Source organism: Sinomicrobium soli (assembly GCF_003285545.1).
In the GTDB taxonomy this organism is placed as follows: domain Bacteria; phylum Bacteroidota; class Bacteroidia; order Flavobacteriales; family Flavobacteriaceae; genus Sinomicrobium.
In genome coordinates this window covers 1-14932 of the sequence record NZ_QLNV01000023.1, presented here as the reverse complement: position 1 = coordinate 14932, position 14932 = coordinate 1, and the positions used below count along the sequence as shown (strand labels likewise).

Below are 14932 nucleotides of genomic sequence, written 5' to 3'. Positions count from 1 at the left end.
AATACTATTCCCTTAAAATATGAAAAGACCCGTTCAATCCCTGTTTCTCATATCCCTGCTGAGCCTGACGGCCCTTTACGCACAGGAAATAAAAAAGACTGCCATACAGACCCCCTGGGCAGAAGAAGTGACCGCAGAAAATGTATGGAAAGAGTACCCCCGCCCGCAACTGGAACGAAAAGACTGGCTGAACCTCAACGGGCACTGGGATTATGCCATCCTGGACAAGGATGCACCCCGCCCGGGGAACTACCAGGGAAAGATACTTGTCCCTTTCTGTGTGGAATCCGAACTGTCGGGAGTACAAAAAAAGGTCCTTCCCGAACAGCAGGTATGGTACCGCACCTCCTTTACACTGCCCTCATCGTGGTCCGGGAAACATATCCTGCTCCACTTCGGGGCGGCAGACTGGGAAACCAGGCTCTGGATAAACGGCGAATACGCAGGGAGCCACAAGGGCGGAAGCAATCCGTTCTCGTTTGATATCACTCCCTTCCTCAACGGGAAGGAACAGGAGATCACCCTCTCGGTATGGGACCCGACAGATACGGAAAGCCAGGCCAGGGGAAAACAGGTCCTGAACCCCAAAGGCATCTGGTATACTGCCGTAACAGGTATCTGGCAAACCGTGTGGCTGGAACCCGTGGAAAAAACCTATATCGCAGATATATATCCCGTGGCGGATATTGACCGGGAAAAGGTGGTCATCAAAAACCATATAAAAAATGCATCGGAGCACACCACGCTATCGGTAAAGGTGAAAAGCAAAGGCAGGGTCATCACCGAAAAGTCGGTCAATGCCAACAGTGACCTGGAGATCCCCGTCAAAAACCCGGAACTGTGGTCTCCCGACCACCCTTTTCTGTACCAGCTCGAAATATCACTGTTCGAAGGAAAGGAAAAACGGGATGAGGTACGGTCGTATTTTGCCATGCGGAAAATTTCCCGGGAAAAGGACGCCCTGGGGTATGAGCGGCTTTTTCTCAACAATGCCCCCCTCTTTCAATACGGTACCCTCGACCAGGGCTGGTGGCCGGGCGGTCTGCTCACACCACCGTCTGACGAGGCCATGCGCTATGATATGGATATGCTGAAAAAAATGGGCTTCAATATGCTCCGCAAGCATATCAAGGCAGAACCTGCCCGCTATTACTACTATGCTGACAAGGCGGGAATACTGGTATGGCAGGATATGGTAACCGGTTTTGAGACCGCCCGGAGCAAGGAACAGCATATCCGGCCGGAGGCGGAAAAGGACTGGGAGCGCCCGAAGAGTTCCGCCGACCAGTTTGAAAAGGAATGGAAGGCCATTATCGATCATCTCAGGTTCTTCCCCTCTATTGTAACCTGGGTCCCCTTCAACGAAGGCTGGGGGCAGTACGATACCGGACGTATCGTGAAATGGACCCAGGAATACGACCCTACACGCCTTGTAGACGGGGTCTCGGGATGGACAGACCGCGGGGTAGGAGACATGAACGATGCCCATCAATATCCCGGCCCGGGCATGGAACCCGCCGAATTAAATCCGGGAAGGGCCATTGTTCTGGGAGAGTTCGGGGGCCTCGGACTGCCGGTAAAAGGACATATATGGAACCCGGAAATGCGCAACTGGGGTTACAGGACCTATCACAGTACAGAAAAACTGGAACAGCAGTACACCGAACTCATTCACAATATGGCTCCCATGATCAACAAGGGGCTCGCCGCAGCCATCTATACCCAGACCACCGATGTGGAGGGCGAAGTCAACGGCCTGATGACGTATGACAGAAAGGTGGTGAAAATAAAACCGGAAAAGCTGAACAAACTCCACGCACTTCTCTACCGGCACCCTCTTAGGGCCACGGAAATACTCCCCGATTCCGAAGTCAGGCCACAGACCGTCGGGGTGAGTTACCGCAATCCGTTACGGGGAAATGCCGCGGTTAAAGAACTCTTCACCGAAAAACAGGGCCCCGTAACCGTAAAAAAGGGAGAAGAAGCATGGTTCCTGAAAACCTTCGAACTACAGGAAATCCCCCGTAACCTGCAATTGCGCATCTATGCCACGGGAGACATAAAAGTACTGCTCAACGGCAAACCGGTGGTAGAAAAATTCCTGAGAACAAAACGGCACTACGACGAGATCAATCTGAACCACCATATCTCCGCATTACAAAAGGGAAATAATGAGATCGTGGTCATTACCGGGAATGTAAAAAACGATATGGAAACCGATTTCGGGCTTTACACCTATCCCGATAAGTAGGCCCCAGGCGTGCGGGAAGCTGTTTGCACTGATCCTATGTCATATGTTGAGGTCTTTAGCCCCAGGGAAATATTGTCGTGTGCATCAGAAAAAAGATATTACCTTTACGGGATAACGGGCCTCTTCAGGAACGGGAAACAAAAAACACCATACCCTGCGGATGCCTGTAACCCGGTTTAACTTTATACGTTGTAAGCATGTATGACTTTTATCTGAAACCCTGTATATACCTTTGTTTTTCCCTGCTGCTCGCAGGATGCGGAAACAAAAAATCCCCCGGGGAGTCCGGGGAGGACCAGGCAGATCCCCGGCCCAATATCGTACTTATCCTGGCCGATGATCTCGGTTATTCCGACCTGGGATGCTACGGGGGAGAGATCCGGACCCCCAACCTGGATTACCTGGCGGAAAACGGCCTGCGTTTTACCCGCTTTTACAATACCTCCCGCTGTTGCCCGAGCCGGGCCTCGTTGCTTACCGGCCTGTACAATCACGATGCGGGAATAGGCGAAATGACTACCGACCGGAACATCCCGGGATACCGCGGATATATCACCGAAAATACTGTTACCCTTGCCGAAGTGCTCGGGGAAGCCGGGTACCAGACCGGGATGTCAGGCAAGTGGCACGTATCCAACACCGTAGTCCAGGACACCCCGGAAAAGCAGCTCGCATGGCTGAACCACCAGGAATTTCACCCGCTGTTTGCCCCGATAGAACAATATCCCACCCGTCGCGGGTTCGACAGGTACTTCGGCAATATCTGGGGGGTAGTAGATTTTTTTGACCCGTTCAGCCTGGTAAGCGGCACCACCCCGGTAAGGGAAGTGCCCGAAGGATATTACCATACCGATGCCATTAACGATACGGCAGTAGCCTATATAGACGATTTCAGCCGGAAAAAGTCCCCCTTCTTCCTGTATGTGGCCCATACGGCGCCACACTGGCCTCTTATGGCCCCCGAAGAGGACATCGAAAAATATGCAGACACCTATAAAAGCGGATGGGAAGCGATCAGGAAAGAGCGCTATGCCCGTATGACCGCCATGGGGCTGATAGACTCTACCACTACAGTGCTGTCGCCACAGGTACAGGAAGACCTTTCCTGGGAAGACAACCCGGACAAGGAATGGGACGCCCGGGCAATGGCCGTTCACGCTGCCATGATAGACCGGATGGACCGGGGTATAGGCAGAATTATCGACAAATTAAAAGCCACCGGGGAGATCGACAATACCATTATCGTCTTCCTGAGCGACAACGGGGCCAGTAGCGAAAATGCCGCCGCTTACGGGCCGGGATTTGACCGCCCCGGCGAAACCCGTAACGGGGAGCAGATCGTCTACGACACCGAAAAAGAACACCTCCCCGGCCCCCAAACCGTCTACTCCTCTATAGGAAAGCGCTGGGCCAATGTGGCCAATACGCCTTTCAGGCTGTGGAAAGCACAATCCTACGAAGGGGGGATACGCACACCCATGATCGCATTCTGGCCCAGGGGAATACAAGAAAAAGGCGGTATTACCGACCAGGTAGCACATGTCATGGATTTTATGGCCACCTTTGCCCAAATGGGCCAGGCCCCTTACCCGGAGTCGTTTAACGGCAATGACATTCTGCCATTACAGGGGAAAAGCCTGGTCCCGGTTTTCGAAGGCAAAAAACGGGAAGGGCACACCGCCCTGTTCAATGAACATTTCGGGGCCCGTTATGTCCGCCAGGGCCATTGGAAACTGGTAAAGCGAAACAGGCAGGACTGGCATCTCTACGACGTGGAAAAAGACCAGTCGGAGACCCGTAACCTTGCCGCAGCACACCCGGACAAGGTAAAGGAACTGGACAGTCTGTGGCAGCACTGGGCAAAATCCCACCAGGTACTTCCGAAACCATAGCGGCAGAAATGTGCTGCCCCGGCTGGCAGGAATCCCCTGAAAAACTGAAAAAACCGGTAGAGCCTGAGGTCCCCGGATGCGTGATTTTGCAGTTCCTTCCAATGGATAGAGGCAAAAAAAAGAGCGATTTTCTGTCACAAAAATATCAAATGATAAGATCCCGTGATATTTCATTTCGTAATTTTGATATATGAAAAAATTAGGATTTTTATCGTTCGGACATTGGGCAGATCATCCTGCTTACGAGACGAAAACAGCAAGTGACACTTTCCTGCAATCTATTGATCTTGCGGTTGCTTCGGAAGAGCTCGGACTCGACGGTGCCTATTTTCGGGTACATCATTTTGCCCGTCAACTGGCTTCCCCTTTTCCGCTGTTAGCCGCTATTGGCGCCAGGACCCGGAATATTGAAATCGGAACGGGCGTGATCGATATGCGTTACGAAAATCCGTTGTATATGGTAGAAGATGCCGGTTCGGCCGATTTGATTTCCGAAGGACGGTTGCAGTTGGGGATTAGCCGGGGTTCACCGGAGCAGGTCATCGATGGCTGGAAATATTTTGGCTATGATCTGCAGGACGGTGAAACCGATGCGGACATGGGACGACGGAAAGGGCTCGAATTTTATGAGAAACTAAAAGGGGTTGGTTTTGCACAGCCCAATCCCAACCCGATGTTTCCCAATCCTCCCGGATTATTGCGTATAGAACCGCATTCCGAAGGTTTAAGAGACCGTATCTGGTGGGGGTCCGCTTCCGATGCTACTGCAGTCTGGGCAGGAAAAATCGGCATGAATTTACAAAGCTCCACCCTGAAATATGACGAAAGCGGAAAACCATTCCACATTCAGCAAGCTGAACAGATCCGCCTGTACAAGGAAGCATATAAAAAAGCCGGACATACCCGTGAGCCAAGAGTCTCGGTAAGCCGGTCTGTTTTTGCCTTAGTCAATGACCAGGATAAATATTATTTCGGACGAGAAGCTGAAAGGACCGATAAAGTCGGGGTCCTGGAAGGAAATCAACGGGCAATTTTCGGAAGGAGTTACGCTGCAGAACCAGAACAACTCGTCAAAGAACTGGCTCGGGATGAAGCGATTCAGGAAGCCGATACCTTGCTGTTGACCATACCGAATACTTTAGGTGTAGACTACAATCTGCATGTGCTCGAATCGATTTTGAAATATGTCGCTCCGGAATTAGGCTGGCGTTAAGAAATAAGCGAATGGCTGGCACAGTTCGGTACAAAACCAAAATCGCGGTAATAGGAGCGGGGCAAGCAGGCCTGTCGGCGGCTTATCATCTCAAAAAAATGGGATTCCGCACCGGTCCGGATTTTATTGTTTTAGACGAGGCTCCCCGTCCTGGTGGCGCCTGGCAATCCCGGTGGGATTCTTTGACATTGAGTACGGTAAATCGTATCCACGATTTGCCGGGAATGTCTTTCGAAGAAACAATTGCAACTGGTGAAACCGAAGTCCGTGCAAATGTTGCCGTTCCACATTATTTTGATCTGTATGAAAAGAAATTCGGGTTGCAAGTCTATCGACCGATAAAAGTGGAGAAGGTAAGCTTACATGGGGAACGGTTTTATATCGACACTTCTTCGACTGCCTTTTCTGCCCAGGGCATCATCAATGCCACCGGAACCTGGGAAAGTCCTTACATTCCGGAATATCCGGGAGCGGAACTTTTTCAAGGAGAGCAGTTACATACCCGGAACTTCAGAAAGGCAGACTATTTCAAAGGAAAGCATGTCATCATAGTGGGTGCTGGCATTTCCGCCATTCAATTATTGGACCAGATTTCGAAAGTAACATCTACAACCTGGGTTACGAGACGACCGCCGGAATTTCGGGAAGGTCCGTTTGATGACATGGCAGGAAGAATGGCCGTCGCCACGGTAGACAAAAGAGTTCGTCAGGGGTTGTTGCCGTTATCGGTAGTTTCGGTAACCGGATTGCCCGTAACTCCCGAAATTAAAGACATGGAAAAACGAGGTGTCTTAAAACGTTTTCCGATGTTCAGGGAAATCACCAAAGATGGCGTCAAATGGGAAGATGGAAAGGAAGAAAAAGCCGATGTTATTCTTTGGAATACAGGTTTCAGATGGTCATTATCCCATTTGGATCCGGTTTTACCGCGAGAAGAAACGGGAGGGATCATCATGTCCGGAAGATTAGCCACCGAAGTCTCAAAAGAACCAAAAATTCATTTGTTGGGTTATGGTCCATCTGCTTCTACCATTGGCGCCAACAGGGCCGGAAGTGCCGCAGCGAGGGAATTAGTAAAAACCCTGGGGATTTGATCTGCAAATCAACCGGGGCGTGTTGCATTCAACTACAACAAAATGCGATTGGGCTACATCACTTTTAAAAGTTAGCCGCAACTTTGTTTTATTAAAATCCGAGAAAAATGAGCACTGAAAACAAAACGCCTGCCAAACGGGCAGGAATTGCATTAATCACCGGTGGAAGCCGTGGTTTAGGAAGAAATATGGCGATTGCAACCGCCAGAAAAGGTTTGGACATCGTCCTGACGTATCACAACAACAAAAAGGCTGCGGAAGAAGTCGTTGCAGAAATCGAAGCTTTGGGACAAAAAGCATATCCTTTTCAGCTCGATACCAGAAATCTCGCTGCATTCGACCGGTTTGTGAACGAAGTGACCTCTTTTTTGCAGGAAAAAACCGGAAGTCCCAACATCGATTTTTTAGTCAATAATGCGGGAACAGCCCTCTATGCTCCAATAAATGAAGTGACCGAGGAGCAGATGGACGACATCTACAATATCCATTACAAAGGCGTGTTTTTTCTAACGCAGAAATTACTGCCCTTTATCAATGATGGAGGTGGGATCGTCAATATTTCCAGCGGATTGACACGTATTGTTATTCCCGGTTCTTCGGTTTACGGCGCACTAAAAACTGCTGTAGAAACGCAAACCAGGTACCTGGCCAGGGAATTAGGTGAGAGAAAGATCAGGGCCAACGTGATTGCCCCAGGTGCGATAGAAACCGATTTCGGAGGAGGAAGGGTACGCGATGTGAAAGAATACAACGATATGGTTGCCGGTTTTACCGCATTGGGCAGAGTGGGACTGCCGGATGATATCGGAAGTGTTGTTGCCTTTTTATGTTCCGAAGAAGCCTATTGGATCAATGCTCAGCGCATCGAAGTTTCCGGCGGACAGTCTATTTAAACAAAAAATGCAGACGAATAAAATACCCGCAAAGATATGGGTATTTTATTCTTTCTTAAATTTGGATCATGAAACGAACATGAAAAACTTTAATCAAATATTTCACACAGGGAAATGATTAAAATTTTTCATGTGAGCGCGCAGCGGTTCCTGAATGTGCAGAAATTTTTTGCACATTTTGGTCGGTGCAAAAAATTTTAAACAGATGAAACCATATCACCTCAAGACGATAAGGGAATTCCACGAACTACATCAGCTGAAATCACCCCTTCACCCGCTGATCAGCATCGTAAATTATGCAGAAGTTGCAGCCGGCAAACACGAAAATCTGCCACAAGCCACATTTGCAGACTACTACTCTATCTCCAAAAAAAGAGGTTTGAACGGGAAGATGCGGTACGGACAACAGGATTACGATTACAACGAAGGCGTGATGTATTTCATGGCACCCGGCCAGGTTTTACACGCTTTACCCAAACCTGAAAAAGACGAAAAACCATCCGGTTGGATCCTGCTTATCCATCCCGATTTTTTGTGGGGAACGGCATTGGCAGATCATATCCGGCATTATGAGTTTTTCGATTATGAAGCCAATGAAGCCTTGTTTTTATCCGAAAGAGAAGAAACCATTATCAACCAGATCATCCGGAATATAGAAGAAGAATACAGCCGGAACATTGATCAGTACAGCCAGAAAATTATTGTTTCGCAGCTGGAAACGATGTTGCAATACAGCGAACGGTTTTACAATCGCCAGTTCATCACCCGGCAAAAATCGGGACATGAAATCCTGAATAAACTGGAACACATCCTGAATGCTTATTTTTCGGATGAAAACCCGGTAGATAAAAGACTCCCTACCGTCAGGTACCTTTCCGGACAGTTGCATATTTCCCCCGGATATCTGGGCAGCCTGCTTCGCAACCTCACCGGGATCAGCACCCAGCAGGTCATCCAGAACAAGGTTATCGAAATGGCAAAACTCAAACTTTCTACCACCGACCTGAGTGTAAGCCAGATTGCCTACGAACTCGGTTTTGAACATTCACAAAGTTTCAGCAAACTCTTCAGGCAAAAGACCAACCAAAGTCCGATGGAATTCCGGGCGGGATTTAATTAAAAATCACAAACACAACCAGTTCTGCGCATGCCCCCGGCCTCGCAGCCTTTTGCACATCAATGACCGGCCCCATACATCAGGCCGCTCTCCGTGACTTGCCGGGATTATTCAATTACCGGAACTTCCATATAAAAAGCGGCCATGTCTATATAACCGGTGGTCGCTTTTAATCTGTCGGTAAGTATCTTTTCTATGGCGGTAACCGGAGCATCGGGGTGGGTTTTAATAGCTCCTACCCCATAAAGTGTCAAGTATTTTGTTTCGTTTACCGACAAAAATAATGTCAAGTTTTTAACGCAAAAAACTTGACATTCCAAAAACTACGCTTACCTATGCACCTATGACTTTGGCAACTCAAATACGCAATTAGGATAAAACAATTCCCCGAAGGAAAAACCTTTGGTTATAACGATTTGCGTATTGCCAAAGAAGATTATTCCACAGCCGCCAAAGCATGGTGTAGCCTTCTCTAAAAACACGGATGCCATTCGGTTTACGGCACAACAGAAAAACTTACCCCCGAATACATCGAAAAGGATTATTGGGTAATTGACCACCAGAAATCGGAATGTTGGGAATAACAAGGAATCAAACACTGTGGAAGCTATATTCAAAACAAAAGACACTTTGGAGCTTCTCCAATTTAAGGTGGCAGATGCAGCAACTACCACTATGTGCCGTTCCCGGAATTGGACATGCGGTTATCCCATATCATCCATGGTTCCCCTTCTGGTATATGGCGATATATAATTACAAATTTACCCATAACACATTACAAATTTACCCATAAAAAGAATGGTGTTTCTTCAAAAAGCCTATATTTGTCGTATGTACAATCGTTTTATAAGCCATTCCGTTGCAGAGGCATTGGAGGACACTCCTGCCATATTGATAACCGGTGCACGCCAGACCGGTAAAAGTACACTTTGCAGACAGCTTATTGAAACAGGCAGGTTCAAAGGACAATCCGTCACTATGGACGACCCGGCCATACTCACGGCTGCACTCGCCGACCCAATGGGCTTTCTGGAGGATTTGGACAAGCATGTCATCATTGATGAAGTTCAAAGAGCCCCCGAACTATTTTTGAGCATCAAAAAACTCATTGATGAGGACAGGAACGGTAGGCGTATCATCCTGACCGGGTCGGCCGATGTAATGACCTTACCAAAAGTAGCCGATTCCCTGGCAGGACGCATTGAAATTCATAATCTTTGGCCCCTATCCCAAAACGAGATACAGGGACGGGCATCGGGCTTCCTCAAAATGTTGGTTTCGGAGAGTGCCCGGTTCCCGGGGATAAAGACACCATGGAAGGATATTGTACAAATGATCCGGAAAGGAGGATATCCGGAAGCTGTGCTAAGAAAATCAGATACCCGTCGGGCCAAATGGTTTGAATCTTATATCATGGCCATATTACAGAAGGACATCAGGGAACTTGCCAACATTGAAGGTCTTATGCAACTGCCCAATGTCCTTCAATTGATAGCAACAAGGGTAGGAAGCACGGTCAATCTGTCCGATATTGCCAGGCTCTCCGGAATTAAAAATACCACGTTGCAACGATATATCGCACTTCTGGAGCAGGTTTTCCTGATTCTTAAAATTCCCGCCTGGACCCCCAATGCCGAAGGCCAATTTGTGAAATCGCCAAAGATATTCATCAATGACACGGGACTTCTATGCCATTTAAGGGGCGAAGGAGACAGTTTGCTCGAAAACAGGACAATGGCAGGAAGTTTTTTAGAGAATTTTGTGGTCATGGAGCTTATCAAGCAGTTAAGCTGGAACGATGACGATAGCTTAAAACCATACCATTTCAGCATCCATAAAGGGGCAGAAGTTGACCTTGTGCTTGAAGATCGGAGAAAGCAGCTTTATGGCATCGAGATCAAATCAACCGCCACAATCAGGGAAAATGATTTTAGGGGCCTGAAAAAATTAGCGGAACTGGTCGGTAAGCGTTTCAAGAAGGGCATTGTTCTTTATACAGGAGAGCATACCCTGGGAGGATTTGGTCGCAAAGACCTATATGCGGTTCCCATCACCGCTTTATGGTCCACATAAATGGCAAATCAAGTTTGTGTCCCGGTGATCCGGATTGACAAATAACCCAGGCAAAAAAGGGGGACAAGTTGACGAGCAGTAAATTTTGACGGGAAATCAAAAGAATACGTAAATCCCTGATTTTAAATCATAACAAAAGCCCAAACAACATTTTCATATCATTTGGGCTTGTAAGCCGGTGAACCCGGAGATACATATTTCGAACCAATTCTTGGAAGATTTGAAACTTTTAGGTGAGATTATGGCATCTTTAGAGTGCACTCTTTAACGCATCGACCATGTCTTCGTATTTTGAGGGATTACCGTTTTTAAGCTTAATAAGGTTCTGTAGCTTCCATTGTACCGCAGGAAAATGTTCAAAATCATAAATGCTCCAATCAGGTGTCCCTTTTCCAAAACCCAATAGGAACTCCCTATCTTCGTCCGTTAGCTTTTGATGGATCACATTTACCAGTTCCTCCCGTGCTTTTTCAAAATCCCCATAGGTAAAGGGTACCTGGCTCATACCTTCAAATTGATTGACCAACGTTTGTCTTTGGTCGATAAAATTGGGGCTTAACATTTCGTGCAGAGGTCGGCTGCTACTCAAAAGGAACAATAGGACCCCTTTCCTGATCTCATCGGTAAAACCTTCATTTTGCAGCAGGTATTTCACATCGAACAAGTCTCTGGGGTGTTGGCGGTCCAATGCCGCACAGATTTTCCCACCGTACAATTGTCCAAAGGGAACCACCGGAACGGCACAGAAAGCATCAAATTCTACTTGGGCTGTTTCGCACAGCGGCAATGTTACCGTTTGGTCCATCACCCCTCTGTTGATTTGGTTCACTTCTATTTTTATCTGTGCATTTGCAGCAGCAACCTGAAGTTTTAAAATTTCCGGCCTTAAGGAAACTTCCGCTTCCGGCAGGACCTTTTCTATCTTGGTCTTTAAGTAAGCAAGGCCCTCTATAATTTGCTTGAGGGACGTTTCCCTATCCTCTATGGGGATGTAAGTCAAATCAATATCTACGGACAATCTGGGCATGTCCCGTACAAATAGATTGATTGCCGTGCCCCCGTGCACGGCAAAAACTGGTTCCTTTGCCACTTCTGGCAACACCTGTAGCAAAAGGGAGACCTGTTGCTTGTAATTACTCATAGTTTTCCAATGCTTTAGGGACAGTGGTACGGTATTTGGATATATAGACACCATCTTTTACCAAGGAGCGTTTCCCTTTTCCTAAATCTATATTCTCAAAATCGATATATTTAAACCAATCGTGGCCTGCCTTTTCCGCCATATATAGAAAAAGCCGCTTTACCTTTATGGACGTACATGCCATCAAAAGTTCCTGTACCTGTTTGGGCCTAAGGTTATTCAACCCTTCCATGATCTCATAGCACTCCACCAATTCTTGTTTTTGGGGCGTTAGGTACAGACATTCCATCAAAGCCCTTGCAGGGGTTGACACCAACAGATTGAATGCTCCCTGTTCCAAAGATCGCAATCCCATTTTGGGTGGAAGGAAAGAGGAACTGAAGTAGTTCACCGTTACCCCCCAATCGTATTTCAAAAACCAAGCGGGCAGTCGCTCATTGCTTCCCCCGAACAATGTTATTTGTTTGGTGGCCAGCTCCAGATAATGGGCCTTTCCCAATAAGGATAAAGCCGTCTTTCCTCCAAGATGTATGTTCAGGTCAGCCTGTCGTTGCAAAGCGAACAATGCTCCCTGATAGGTTGGGCTGTCCCCCACCCGCATCCAAGCTCCCGTTCCTATGGAATATATCCAATTGCTGTTCTTATATCGGTTTAGCAATTGCGTGGAGAACCCGTTTTCCGTAAGCCACGAACTTAAATAGACTACACCGGATGGTTGCGCATTAAGAAGATGGTTTATTTTTTGTTCCTTTTCCAAACTAATAGTTTCTGTTTTCGACCTTTTTTAAACTACAAGAATTTTATCGTGGTTTATTTTATTTCAAATATACAAACTATAAGTTTGTTAATTCATATATTTTTAAACTTTGTTATGGCAAAATATGGAATTTTGACTTTCTTGATTGACTTTTCCATTGGTTAAACGTCCGCGATAACTTTTCTTCGTCAAAATCTGCCATTTCCCGATAGGCCAATCCAGTGTAACAACAAAAGACAAACATATCCTTTACCTGTTGTAACCGTCGCTGAGAGAAGTTTTGTTTTTCCACTCTCTTGTTGTGCTCTTCAAATACCTCCAGAACAGCTTTATCATTATTTTCAGGTCCTCCTTTGAACTGTCTGTAAATATCGTCTACGGTAAAGGGTTCTCCCTGGTATTGGAGCAATAAAAAAGCCTGGTTAATTTGTTGTTTAACCAGGCTTAATTGTGCATTGATAAAGTCGTTTTCCTTGTTAGGAGGATGGGCTCGTTGGTACTTGCTATTCCAGTGGTCCGGATTGACGAATAATCCTGTGGAGAAGGGCTTTCTTTTTTTCTTATATGTTATCCTACACTTTATAGGACATTTGTCTTGCTTGTTTATTTTTGTCTTATCTAATAAGAACAATATATTTACTTTATTGATATTCATTGTTTTAAATTTTAAAAAGTGGGGTCCCTAAAATTAATTTTGGGGTACCGGATAGGGTACCTTTTCTGCAAAAAAACTTGACAAGTTGACGAGTATTGGATTTTTATGAAAAATGAGAAGAACTCCTGCAAACCCCAGTATTTACAAGGTATAAAACAAAAAATCCAACCTAAATGAATAGATCGGATTTTCTGATTTGTGGTCCCACATGTTTTATTCGTTTATACATTTATATACAGTAACTTACACTAATATAGCGTATTTGTACTTTCTATTTTCCAAGTCGAAGAGTAATATATAGCTATGTAGATGTATAAAGGTTTGAGCATCGATTGAATTGAATTTTTATTTTTACAATAAATCCGCCATAATCACTTTTTCAAAATCTTTAATGTTTGGTAATTCAATTTCATTTTGTAAATACTTGAAAATTAAACTACAATACAAATTCATATATTTTCCCCAATTCAAGTTAGAATTATGTAATCCGAACATTAGAATCGAATTGGATATGAGAATTGCGTTTTTTAGAATATTATCCAGTTTAAAAGTATCACTCCGTTGGTTTCTTATAATTCTCAAAGCATCCAGATGACCTTCTTCAGCTCTTGGATGAATATACGATGAACCAACATCATATCCGAAATTGTATAAGGCTCCTAAATTTAATTCCTTTGCTAATTGCTCTAATTTTGGTTCAATCATTATAAACCTCATTTATTATCAGTTGAAGATCAAGGTTGTATTCCAATTTGATAGTTTCTTTCAGTCTTATCAATTCCTTATAAGTATTATATATTGCTGCCTCATTACTAATTCTAACGATTGGAGACCAAAGCATTGGAATTACTACGAATCCTTCAAAATATCTCTGTGCGTATTTAATGTCCTTTTTAAACTTAGAATATAATCGGTTGTAATTATCAGGTCTTTTATTTGTTGATGCTATATATTATCTATTAGTTTTGGAATATTTTCAAATCCATCCGATAAAGTTTTAAATATCTCTTTGACAACAGTTTCTTCCAAGACTTTGCTCACAGATAAATCAAATAATTTCCCTTTTAGTAATTGAAACCAGTTCTTTTTACCCAAATTAAGATGCTCTTTTAGCTCATCCAATTCATCAAAAATTATCTGTTGCCCAAACCCAAGTTCCGTTAATTTGGTCTTTAATTCATTTAAAGTACTGTATAATTCAGATTGTTGTTCAGGATTGAATTCGTCAGAATACTTAGGCTCATACTCATACGATTGAGAAATGTCATCTATTTCTTGATCTATCACAAATAGCCCCATATTTTTTTCCTGAGAAAATGAACAGTTCACCTTCTTGCAAGTTTTTTCATGTTCCTGTTTCTGTTTCTCAACTTCCTTTCTCAACACGTTTAAAAAGAATAATTTATCCTTTTTCCGCTTGAAATTATACAGTTTTGAAGACAGTTCACCCGTAAGGTTTTCCATGTTGGAAACTAATTGTCCGTCAAAAAATCCCCTTTTAGCATAGTCTATTGCTTCTTGTTCTACGATATTTATTTCCACTTTATAAACGGTCTTTATTTTCAATTATCCAATTTCTTATCCGCTCAAGATTTTTCAACCCAATTTCCACATGGTCAATTTGCTCATTAAAATCCTTTGTCCTATCAATTTTTCCCGAAAAAACTCGAATTGAAAAACTTTTGCCATGTTTTTCAAGTTTTGCCCAATCAGGCAATATCTCCTTTATTTTAAATTCAACTTCCTGGGGAAATCCCTGAAAAGTTGCATTGTAGCCTTCCCTCTTTTAGGACACCGCTAAATTCGATAAATAATTATTATTTAGTTCAGATTTGATGAAGAATTT

At 45.0% G+C, this 14932-nt stretch carries 13 protein-coding genes; 7 read left to right on the top strand and 6 right to left on the bottom strand.

What is annotated here, in order from left to right; genetic code table 11:
* The first annotated feature begins 19 nt into the window (after nucleotides 1-19).
* The 6 genes from DN748_RS18165 to DN748_RS18135 all read left to right on the top strand — a co-directional run bounded on the left by DN748_RS18165 (nucleotide 20) and on the right by DN748_RS18135 (nucleotide 8463).
* On the top strand, nucleotides 20-2251 hold the full coding sequence (locus tag DN748_RS18165) for a glycoside hydrolase family 2 protein (protein WP_112373262.1): 2232 nt from the start codon (nucleotides 20-22) through the stop codon (nucleotides 2249-2251).
* Nucleotides 2252-2448: 197 nt separating this feature from the next.
* Nucleotides 2449-4143 (top strand): arylsulfatase, encoded by a 1695-nt coding sequence (locus tag DN748_RS18160; RefSeq protein WP_112373261.1) that lies wholly within the window; start codon nucleotides 2449-2451, stop codon nucleotides 4141-4143.
* Between the two features lie 190 nt (nucleotides 4144-4333).
* Nucleotides 4334-5356 carry an LLM class flavin-dependent oxidoreductase gene (locus DN748_RS18150; protein WP_112373259.1) on the top strand — a complete coding sequence of 341 codons (1023 nt, stop codon included), beginning with the start codon at nucleotides 4334-4336 and terminating at the stop codon, nucleotides 5354-5356.
* 11 nt (nucleotides 5357-5367) lie between these two features.
* Nucleotides 5368-6450 carry an NAD(P)-binding domain-containing protein gene (locus tag DN748_RS18145; protein WP_112373258.1) on the top strand — a complete coding sequence of 361 codons (1083 nt, stop codon included), beginning with the start codon at nucleotides 5368-5370 and terminating at the stop codon, nucleotides 6448-6450.
* Between the two features lie 107 nt (nucleotides 6451-6557).
* A complete protein-coding gene (locus DN748_RS18140; protein ID WP_112373257.1) occupies nucleotides 6558-7343 on the top strand; it encodes an SDR family NAD(P)-dependent oxidoreductase in 786 nt (261 codons plus the stop codon).
* Between the two features lie 205 nt (nucleotides 7344-7548).
* Nucleotides 7549-8463, top strand: a complete 915-nt coding sequence (locus DN748_RS18135) for a helix-turn-helix domain-containing protein (protein WP_112373273.1) — start codon at nucleotides 7549-7551, stop codon at nucleotides 8461-8463.
* Between the two features lie 104 nt (nucleotides 8464-8567).
* Here DN748_RS18135 and DN748_RS19020 read toward each other — a convergent pair whose 3' ends face one another.
* Complete coding sequence (locus DN748_RS19020) at nucleotides 8568-8750, bottom strand: hypothetical protein (protein WP_146746650.1); 183 nt, start codon at nucleotides 8748-8750, stop codon at nucleotides 8568-8570.
* Between the two features lie 541 nt (nucleotides 8751-9291).
* Here DN748_RS19020 and DN748_RS18130 point away from each other — a divergent pair.
* Entirely contained in the window at nucleotides 9292-10533 is a 1242-nt protein-coding gene (locus tag DN748_RS18130; protein ID WP_112373272.1) for an ATP-binding protein, read from the top strand.
* 250 nt (nucleotides 10534-10783) lie between these two features.
* On the opposite strand, the gene DN748_RS18125 is transcribed toward DN748_RS18130, so the two are convergent.
* From DN748_RS18125 to DN748_RS18105, 5 genes are all read right to left on the bottom strand, one after another.
* Complete coding sequence (locus tag DN748_RS18125; RefSeq protein ID WP_112373256.1) at nucleotides 10784-11674, bottom strand: nucleotidyl transferase AbiEii/AbiGii toxin family protein; 891 nt, start codon at nucleotides 11672-11674, stop codon at nucleotides 10784-10786.
* Nucleotides 11667-12431 carry a type IV toxin-antitoxin system AbiEi family antitoxin gene (locus DN748_RS18120; RefSeq protein ID WP_236636919.1) on the bottom strand — a complete coding sequence of 255 codons (765 nt, stop codon included), beginning with the start codon at nucleotides 12429-12431 and terminating at the stop codon, nucleotides 11667-11669. Before DN748_RS18120 ends, DN748_RS18125 begins: the two co-directional genes overlap by 8 nt.
* Nucleotides 12432-12543: 112 nt before the next feature.
* Nucleotides 12544-13086 (bottom strand): hypothetical protein, encoded by a 543-nt coding sequence (locus tag DN748_RS18115; RefSeq protein WP_112373254.1) that lies wholly within the window; start codon nucleotides 13084-13086, stop codon nucleotides 12544-12546.
* Nucleotides 13087-13437: 351 nt separating this feature from the next.
* A complete protein-coding gene (locus tag DN748_RS18110) occupies nucleotides 13438-13791 on the bottom strand; it encodes a hypothetical protein (RefSeq protein WP_146746649.1) in 354 nt (117 codons plus the stop codon).
* Nucleotides 13792-14031: 240 nt separating this feature from the next.
* Complete coding sequence (locus DN748_RS18105) at nucleotides 14032-14652, bottom strand: hypothetical protein (RefSeq protein WP_112373252.1); 621 nt, start codon at nucleotides 14650-14652, stop codon at nucleotides 14032-14034.
* Nucleotides 14653-14932 lie beyond the last annotated feature (280 nt).

Excerpts from the sequence above, each read along its gene's own strand:
- DN748_RS18145 (WP_112373258.1), top strand. The coding sequence starts at position 5,368 with ATGGCTGGCACAGTTCGGTACAAAACCAAAATCGCGGTAATAGGAGCG.
- DN748_RS18135 (WP_112373273.1), top strand. The coding sequence starts at position 7,549 with ATGAAACCATATCACCTCAAGACGATAAGGGAATTCCACGAACTACAT.
- DN748_RS18110 (WP_146746649.1), bottom strand. The coding sequence starts at position 13,791 with ATGATTGAACCAAAATTAGAGCAATTAGCAAAGGAATTAAATTTAGGA.
- DN748_RS18130 (WP_112373272.1), top strand. The coding sequence starts at position 9,292 with ATGTACAATCGTTTTATAAGCCATTCCGTTGCAGAGGCATTGGAGGAC.
- DN748_RS18140 (WP_112373257.1), top strand. The coding sequence starts at position 6,558 with ATGAGCACTGAAAACAAAACGCCTGCCAAACGGGCAGGAATTGCATTA.
- DN748_RS18115 (WP_112373254.1), bottom strand. The coding sequence starts at position 13,086 with ATGAATATCAATAAAGTAAATATATTGTTCTTATTAGATAAGACAAAA.
- DN748_RS18125 (WP_112373256.1), bottom strand. The coding sequence starts at position 11,674 with ATGAGTAATTACAAGCAACAGGTCTCCCTTTTGCTACAGGTGTTGCCA.
- DN748_RS18160 (WP_112373261.1), top strand. The coding sequence starts at position 2,449 with ATGTATGACTTTTATCTGAAACCCTGTATATACCTTTGTTTTTCCCTG.
- DN748_RS18150 (WP_112373259.1), top strand. The coding sequence starts at position 4,334 with ATGAAAAAATTAGGATTTTTATCGTTCGGACATTGGGCAGATCATCCT.
- DN748_RS18165 (WP_112373262.1), top strand. The coding sequence starts at position 20 with ATGAAAAGACCCGTTCAATCCCTGTTTCTCATATCCCTGCTGAGCCTG.